The 1,205-nt window shown below is 50.0% G+C and carries 1 protein-coding gene; it reads left to right on the plus strand.

Annotated elements, in window-relative coordinates:
- Positions 1 to 613, plus strand: a 613-nt coding sequence (locus tag AAC01S_RS19655; protein ID WP_169794100.1) for a hypothetical protein, incomplete at its 5' end; no start/stop codon positions are given.
- Between the last annotated feature and the right edge of the window lie 592 nt (positions 614 to 1,205).

The following is a 1,205-nucleotide window of genomic DNA, read 5'->3' on the forward strand; positions in this document are numbered from 1 at the left end:
TTTTGTACGGGAAATTGAAGAGCGGCTATATGATGGTTGCAGTGTGACATTCGCAGTTCCTCATCAGATTAGCACTTTATTGGCTCGTGCTGTTTTGAGTGGGCTGGAAGCGCGGGGATGCTATACGACCGAGATAGACCTATCTAACGTTTACACTATTGAGGAATTGGCACTTCACTTGTTGAGGGTGGTTTCGCAGTTGCGTTTAGGTAGCGACACCTTGCCGAACTCCTCCCTTAACGAATTCATAGAGAATCTGTCTCTACCTGAGATACGTGCCAAAATCCAAGACGTTGTGGACATACCATATCTGCTGAAGTTGAAGGAAAGCCCTCTTGAACTCCTGGACGTAAGCACAAGCCTCCTGCAACGCATCCCTGAGCAATCAGGCAGGCGTCTGGTCGTTTGGTTCCACGAGTTTCAGGTGATCGAGAAGGTTGACGACCTCTTGCTGAAGCGACTCCGCGCCCATTTTCAACATCAGTCCCATGTGAGCTATGCGTTTGTCGGAAGCGATAAGGATGTAATGCGAATGCTATTTGCCGACCGCCATCAGGCTTTCTACAGATTCGCTGTCATGTTGCAGTACCCAGATGTACGGAATGGAGGGTGACGAAAGGGGACGGAGGGTAAAGTTTCTGTATACGGCGTTTACATACCAACACGACACATAGTAGAACCTGAAATATGGTAGAGTGTAGCTCATCCTTACCGCGTCAATTTGACTTTTCATTACATTTCGATGGTCGGCTTGGACAGGGCTGGCTCTTACTCTTTCTTGGACACGTTGGAGCATCGTCAGCATCCCCTGACCGCACCCACAGGGCGACTGCCTGCACGACCGCCACTCCTCAATATTTCACAACACATCGCATCCACAGGAGGGGCGAGATAGGTACTTCTCATCCAGTTTTGGGAGGGGTATGGGGGTGTTTGTTGACCTATAGGAGAAAACGTGAAAGATAAAAGTAAACAGCAAAAATAGCAAGGGATTTGTGATAACCCCTCCATACACCTCCCACTTTCTGAATACAATCCTCTCTCCCCGTGGATGTCGTGGCGGCGGCTGGGTAGCGGGCGAAGGCGGGAAGTCACGGAGCAGAAGTTCACGACACAATGATGCGACTGTACGTGTTGTGTAGGATCTGTTCGGGGGTATGCAACGTAGAGGACTGGTACACCCTCAGAGCCGTAACCCAGTTGTC

The organism is Alicyclobacillus acidiphilus NBRC 100859 (assembly GCF_001544355.1).
GTDB lineage: Bacteria > Bacillota > Bacilli > Alicyclobacillales > Alicyclobacillaceae > Alicyclobacillus > Alicyclobacillus acidiphilus.